Genomic DNA, 6,783 nt, shown 5'->3' with positions numbered 1-6,783 from the left:
TTTATCCGCCACACCCAACAGGCACCGGCGGGGGCCACCCTGTTGCTCTGGGGAGCGCAAACTGCGCCGGAGGGCCACCCCATTATTCGTGTGGAAGACGGGTTTTTACGCTCCATTGGCCTGGGTGCGGACCTGATTGCGCCCCTGTCTTATTGTTTTGATAGCAGCGGCCTCTATTACGATGCCAGCAAAGCTTCGGACCTTGAACAAATACTCGCCAGCTATGATTTTGATGTGACGCTTCTGGACCGCGCCCGCGCCCTGCGCGAGCAGATTGTGGCTTTGGGGCTTACCAAGTACAACGTCGGGCAGGGGGGGTGGCAGCGGCCGGAAACCCGTCTGCCCAACATACAGCCGCCTGAAAGTAATCCCGCCGCCTGGCGGCAAAGCCAGCAGCAACCATCTGACCCGCAGGCATCGGCCAGTGCTCAGGCTGTTACCCAGGTTATTCTGGTCGTCGGACAGGTAGAAAGTGACGCCAGCATTGCCCTGGGCAGCGCCAGCACCCAGAGTAACCTGTCTTTGCTGCGCAAAGTGCGAGATCTGAACCCCGACGCCTATATAGTTTACAAGCCCCACCCGGACGTCAGTGCCGGGCTGCGTCGGGTGGGCGCGGGTGAAGAACAGGCGACTACCTACTGCGACGAGCAGATCCATGCTGTCAGCATGCATCAACTGCTGACTCAGGTAGATCAGGTGCATGTCATGACTTCCGCAGCGGGCTTTGAAGCACTGTTGCGCAACAAACCGGTCACCTGTCACGGCAGCCCTTTTTACGCCGGATGGGGACTGACCAATGACCGCGAACCTATCCCCCGGCGGCAACGCCGACTCAGTCTGGATGCCCTGGTCGCTGCTACGCTCATCCTCTACCCCCGCTATATCCACCCTCAGAAACAACGCCTCTGCAGCCCCGAAACCGCCGTCAATGCCTTACATGCCCAGCGCGGTGGAACAAAAGACTATCACCTGCCGTTCTGGCGCAAAGCCTTTCGGCTGGTGCTGCGTCAGGTGGTGGGGGTGCGATGAAAAAATTCCTGTTTCTGCAAGGGGTTGCCAGCCCGTTTTTTGCCCTGCTCGCTGATCGCTTGGTGCAGCGCGGCCATCAGGTACTGAAAATCCAGTTTTGTGGCGGAGACATGGTCTACTGGTTTCCGCGCAAGGCGCTCCATTTTCGGAAAAGTCTGGACGTGTTGCCAGAATTTCTCCAGCAGATCGTCCAGCGCGAACAGGTCAGTGATGTCGTGCTTTTTGGCGACCAGCGACCGGTACATCAGTCCGTGCATACCCTCGCCAAAGCCCAAAATATTGCCGTCCACGTTTTTGAAGAAGGCTATTTGCGGCCATTCTGGATGACCCTGGAAAGAGGCGGTGTCAATGCCCATTCCCAACTCCCCAAAGATCCAGACTGGTATCGCCACATTATCGACCGGGTGCCCATACCCGATAATAGTCAGGCGTTTCTCGGCAAGTTTAAAATACGCGCTCTGCATGATGTGCTTTACCATAGTGGTGACATCCTGAATCCCGTTGCCTACCGGCATTACCGGCATCATGCCCCGATGCATCCCATCCGCGAATATTTCTGGTACGTGCGTCGCTACCCCAAGGTCCGGCACCGCCTGAAAAGCGATCTGGTCCGTAATTATCGTTTTGTCGAAAGTGGCCAGCCCTTTTTTTTGCTGCCTCTGCAGCTCTACAGTGACAGCCAGATCACCTGTCATTCGGAGTTTTGTGATACCTATGATTTTATTCGCCAGAGTCTGGAATCTTTTGCCCGCTATGCCGACAAAAACCTGCATCTGGTCATTAAAAACCATCCTCTCGACCCCGGCATTCTCCCCTATGAAGCCTTCGCTCAGAAAACCGCCCGGCAACTGGGGATCCTCAACCGGATTCATTATTATGATTACGGCAACCTCGAACTTTTCCTGGACTATTGTCAAGGAGTAGTGACCATCAACAGCACGGTGGGCACCTGGGCACTCAAAACCGGAAAACCGGTGATTACTCTGGCCGATCCGGTTTACAATGTGGCTGGACTCACCAGTCAGCAGCGTCTTGCCGAGTTCTGGAACCAGCCCCATGCACCCGATCCAGAACTCTGGTCTGCGTTTCGCCGGGTGCTGATATATGGCACCCAAATCAATGGCGGCTTTTATTGCAACACCGGTATGCAACTGGCGCTGGAAACTGCCGCCGCCAGACTTGAACTAGAACAGTCCCCTATAGAGGAACTTTTATGCCGCAACGATCTCCGCAAACCATCCTCCTTACCGGCGCGACCAGCGCCATTGGCGCAGCCCTGGTCACCGTCTACGCCCGACCCGGTGTAACCCTGCACCTGCATGGGCGTAATCGCAGCAAGCTGGACGCCATTGTCCAGTCTGCCCAGACCCAGGGCGCAACGGTCACGCAGCGCAGTTTTGACGTGCGCGACAGTGCCACCCTGCGTGCCTGGGTAGCCGATTGCGAAAAAATCGGCCCGCTGGATCTGGTGATTTCCAACGCCGGCATGAACATCAACACCGGCCCCGACGAATCCGGCGAAGCCTGGGAAGAAGCCGAAGCGCTCATGGCGGTCAATCTGCACGCCAGTCGGGTGCTGGTAGATGCCGTGCTCCCTGCCATGCGCGCCCGCAACGCCGGACAAATCGCCTTGATGAGCTCGCTGGCCGGTTACTTCGGCCTGCCGGTCACCCCCAGCTATTGCGCCTCCAAAGCCGCCATCAAAGCCTACGGCGAAGCCTTACGTGGCTGGTTGGGGAAAGAAGGCATCGGTATCAGTGTCATCATGCCCGGCTATGTGGACTCGGTCATGTGCCAGGAAATGCCCGGTCCCAAGCCTTTCCTCATGCAGCCCTCCCGCGCGGCGGCACTGATTCGCCAAGGCTTGGCCCGCAACAAGGCGCGTATCAGTTTTCCCTTTCCGCTCAATTTCGGCACCTGGTGGCTGGCGGTCCTCCCTGCCGCTATTTCGGTCTGGATTGTCGGCCTAATGGGCTACAACGGTCACCATGACTGAACTGCTCTGGCCCTGGTGTTTGGGCATTGGCTGGCTGCTGTCCTTTGCGGCGGAGGCCCTCGTGCATCCCCGCCCCAAGCTGCTGGGCCGCCCCTTATGGACTTATCTGCTCCATAGCGGCCTGTGGTTACTGATATTCACGTTCTTTTTGCTCATCGTCCAACGTCCGATATTTGCCATGCTGGCAGGGCTCGGCATTTGGCTGGCGGTGGTGCTGGTGGGTAACGCTAAAGCAGCCAGTCTGCGTGAACCTTTTGTATTTATGGACTTTGAATACTTTACCGATGCCATCAAACATCCCCGTCTGTATTTGCCCTTTCTTGGTTTGTGGCGCGCCATTGCCCTGGGGATTATTGCCGTAGCCGTTATTGGCACGGCACTTTGGGCGGAAACGCCGCTGACTGCACAAATGCCCTGGCTGGCTTTTCTCAAATATGGTGCCTTGTTATTGTTCGCCGCAGCCTGCCTGCTCTGGGTGGGCGACCGCTGGTCTGATGCACCCAGCCTGCAGCCGGACAAAGATATTCGCGACATGGGTTTTGCCCCCAGTCTCTGGTTATATGGCTGGGCAGAACGGGCTCCTGTCCAGGTGCCTGCTGCCCGCCCCTTTGGTCCCTGGTCAGAACCGCAGCCGGTTATTCCAGGTCAAAATCCAAATATCTCAGAATCATCCCCCAGTCATACAGAATCCCCCGGTCATCTGGTCATCGTCCAGAGCGAATCGTTTTTTGATGCGCGCCGCCTCTGGCCACATATTGCCCCGGAAGTCTTCAGGGACTTTGATGCGGCCCGACGTCAATGTGTGCAAAGCGGGCAAATTCGGGTGCCGCCCTGGGGGGCCAATACCATCCGTACTGAATTCAGTCTGCTCACCGGCTGGTCGCCTGCTGCGCTCGGTATTCATCAGTTTCAGCCTTATCGCTTTCTGGCGCGTCGGCCCCTGCCCAGCATCGCCTGGCGACTCAAAGCCCAGGGCTACCGGACCATCTGCATCCACCCTTATCCCTCCAGCTTTTACGCCCGCAGTACGATTTACCCGCTGCTCGGTTTTGACGATTTTCTGGATGTCGCGGAGTTTACGCCGAAAGACCGCAGTGGCCCCTATACCGGCGACCGGGCGGTTGCCGACAAGACCTTGCAAATACTGCAGGGGGCCACCCAGCCAACCTTCATCTTCATTATTACCATGGAAAACCACGGCCCTCTGCACCTGGAATCGGTCAGCGCCGCCGAAAAGAAAACCCTGCTCTTGCAAGAGCCTTCCGTCAGCGCCGATGACCTGGCCATTTACCTGCGCCACGTCCGCAATGCTGGGGCCATGCTGCAGCAGTTCATGAGCGAACTGCCCAAGCTGTCCCTACCCAGTGTGCTGGGGTTTTATGGTGACCATGTCCCCATTATGGAAAAACTCTACGAGGCCCGTCATTTTGAAGATGGCCGCACCGACTACTGGCTCTGGTCCTCCCGCCACCCAGCCCCCGGCAGCCCTCCGCAGCCGGAAATTGCCGTCGAAGAGCTGGGTGTTCACGCTCTGGCCCTAATCAGCTGCGAAATAGAAATACAGAGGCACAACGGATTATCGAGAGTGGGAGTATAAAACCCAGACGCTGATAAAAATGTGCTGTGGTCTCACATTTTGCGTCCACTACAACGGTGTTAAACACCGTACACAAAGCGCAGCAGCTTTCCGAACAATGGCTATCTGGTGACCTTTAGTGTCACGCCGACGGGTCCCGAAACCGGTTATGGCTACATTCAGAAGGGCAGCGCCCTGGACAGCGGCTATCAGGTTGCCTGTTTCGTCGAAAAGCCCAACCAGAGCAATGCCCAGGGTTACCTCGACAGCGGCGACTATCTCTGGAACTCCGGCATGTTCTGCATGCGGCCGACAGTCTGCTCAATGCCCTGCAAACAGCTTGTTGAGATCAGACTGGATGATATGTTGCTGGCGCGATGTTTTTCAATCGGGCATTACGGACGGCTCAGATTTTTGCTGGTCGGCTTTACGGGCTCTTTTAGCTGCTGCAGTACTGTGAACCTGCAAGCTTTGGTCAATGGCTTTAGCTTCCTGAGGATTCAGGGAGCCTATCAGCGGCAAAAGACTATAGGCTTCTGCAAAGCGCTGCATCCGAATCATGGTTCGGGCCGCGCTTCCATAGGCAATGGCGGCTTCTGGATATTTGCCGGTCATGTAATACACATTGCCCAATTCACCATAAATACCCGGATGATCAGGCGCTTCGTGGAGCAATTTTTGGAAGTCGGCAATGGCTTTCGGCGCATTGCGATGCCAGTAGGCTGCCCGTGCCTGCAAGAGCAATTTGACTTGGGCTGTGCTCAGACTTTTTGTCGAAGCCGGTTTGGGCATAGATAAAGTGGGCGGAGCCTTCATGTTTTTGTGGTCAGCATGCGTTTTGGCTGCACGGCTCTGTCCAGTTTTTTTAGATGCGATGGGCTGTTTGGCTGCAGGGACAGCGCCATGTGGCGGCTTTACCGGCGTCGTCACTTTTTTGGGGGCTACGGTAGTCAGATGCGTCGATTGAGCCGGGGCAATTTCTGCAGGTAAGGCAGATCCTGCGGCAGCTGCGCTGGCAATAATGCTGAAAGGAGCCGTTTCGAGGTGCATATTCCCGGAGACTAATTGCAGGCTGGCGCTCGTAAAAAGGGCTGAAAAAACCATCCCTGTTTTGAAAAGAGGGTGTCTGAGGAAGGGTTTTGGGGAGAAAATACGCATAAGTTGTTCGCCTCAATGATAAATGGGGTTGGTCTAAGCTATAGACCATTCTGGATACAAAGTACGAGCCAGTTTTTCCAGTTCCTGGCTGGCTTTGCTGCTGGCCTCTAATTCAAAAACGGCGCGGGCTTCACTGAGTGAGCGGCGAAAGGCAGTGCGTTGTCCAAGTCGTAATCCCAATGGTTTGATCTGAGGAAGTTCGGCCAGCATGGCCTCAGCTTCATCGCTTTCACGTACTGCATGGTGGGTGTCTGCACGATTGATAAATGCCCAGACCGGAGGGGCTGCCCATTGGCTGCAATCCTCCAAAAAACGTTGTGCAGACCAGATATCTGCCTGACTGGGGCCGACGGGCATGAGGATGACATCGGCGACGCTCAAAGCCCCCCGAAAGGCGGTTAGTTCGGAATAACTACAGTCAATCAGGGCGTAATCAGCTTGGGGCAGGACTTCATTCATCTCTGTAGCTACAGAAAGGGCGGGCAGAATGTGCTGTTCTGTGCGATCGCTGCAGACATCGCGTAAGGTGCCCTGGGGATCGAGGTCGTAAAGTTGCACGGGAGCCCGATACGCTAACCACACGGCGAGATTGAAACTCACCGTGCTTTTACCGGATCCGCCCTTCATAGAGGCCACTACCAAACGCATGAGATCCTCGGGTTAACGGCCATATCCGTAGGGCGAATAACCATAAGGAGATTGATAAGGACCCATGGGTGGGGGCGGCATGCTGGGACGCATCTGCTGCGGATAGGGTTGTCGATATTGTTGTTGGTATTGTTGTGGATATTGTCCCTGATTGGGATAGGCGTAGTTTTGTGGTGCCGTATAACGGGCATAACCCTGTCTAGGTCCATTATAGGATTGTTGTCCATAGGATTGCGGATAACCATTACTACCACCGCCCTGATATTCGCCCTGATAAGGCTGCCCATAACCGCCGTAGTTGCCACTATTCATGTTCATGGGACCACCATGCGGCCCATTGAAATTCATGCCACCCGCATCCCAAGGGCCTTCTGAT

At 55.9% G+C, this 6,783-nt stretch carries 6 protein-coding genes and 2 pseudogenes; 5 read left to right on the top strand and 3 right to left on the bottom strand.

Annotated features, from left to right (window positions below):
* From HJG40_RS10820 to HJG40_RS10800, 5 genes and pseudogenes are all read left to right on the top strand, one after another.
* On the top strand, positions 1-1,029 hold a 1,029-nt coding region (locus HJG40_RS10820; RefSeq protein ID WP_215864199.1), incomplete at its 5' end, for a capsular polysaccharide export protein, LipB/KpsS family.
* Entirely contained in the window at positions 1,026-2,336 is a 1,311-nt protein-coding gene (locus tag HJG40_RS10815) for a capsule polysaccharide biogenesis protein (protein ID WP_215864198.1), read from the top strand. The genes HJG40_RS10820 and HJG40_RS10815, both read left to right, overlap by 4 nt.
* Positions 2,243-3,025, top strand: a complete 783-nt coding sequence (locus HJG40_RS10810) for an SDR family NAD(P)-dependent oxidoreductase (protein ID WP_215864197.1) — start codon at positions 2,243-2,245, stop codon at positions 3,023-3,025. The genes HJG40_RS10815 and HJG40_RS10810 overlap by 94 nt, the downstream gene beginning before the upstream one ends.
* Positions 3,018-4,622 carry an LTA synthase family protein gene (locus tag HJG40_RS10805; RefSeq protein ID WP_215864196.1) on the top strand — a complete coding sequence of 535 codons (1,605 nt, stop codon included), beginning with the start codon at positions 3,018-3,020 and terminating at the stop codon, positions 4,620-4,622. The genes HJG40_RS10810 and HJG40_RS10805 overlap by 8 nt, the downstream gene beginning before the upstream one ends.
* Positions 4,623-4,730: 108 nt before the next feature.
* A pseudogene (locus HJG40_RS10800) lies at positions 4,731-4,850 on the top strand (sugar phosphate nucleotidyltransferase); the annotation flags it as partial.
* A 135-nt stretch (positions 4,851-4,985) separates the two neighbouring features.
* On the opposite strand, the gene HJG40_RS10795 reads toward HJG40_RS10800, so the two are convergent.
* The 3 genes and pseudogenes from HJG40_RS10795 to HJG40_RS10785 form a co-directional block, all read right to left on the bottom strand.
* The gene (locus HJG40_RS10795; protein ID WP_215864195.1) at positions 4,986-5,759 is read right to left on the bottom strand and encodes a tetratricopeptide repeat protein; all 774 of its coding nucleotides are present in this window, start codon (positions 5,757-5,759) and stop codon (positions 4,986-4,988) included.
* 33 nt (positions 5,760-5,792) lie between these two features.
* Positions 5,793-6,407 (bottom strand): nucleotide-binding protein, encoded by a 615-nt coding sequence (locus HJG40_RS10790; RefSeq protein WP_215864194.1) that lies wholly within the window; start codon positions 6,405-6,407, stop codon positions 5,793-5,795.
* A 12-nt stretch (positions 6,408-6,419) separates the two neighbouring features.
* Positions 6,420-6,783 (bottom strand): annotated as a pseudogene (locus HJG40_RS10785) (hypothetical protein); the annotation flags it as partial.

The sequence above is a fragment of the Acidithiobacillus concretivorus genome (genome assembly GCF_018853445.1).
Lineage (GTDB): Bacteria > Pseudomonadota > Gammaproteobacteria > Acidithiobacillales > Acidithiobacillaceae > Acidithiobacillus > Acidithiobacillus concretivorus.
Note: the sequence above shows the minus strand (reverse complement) of the source record. Positions and strands in the feature narration are given on the sequence as shown.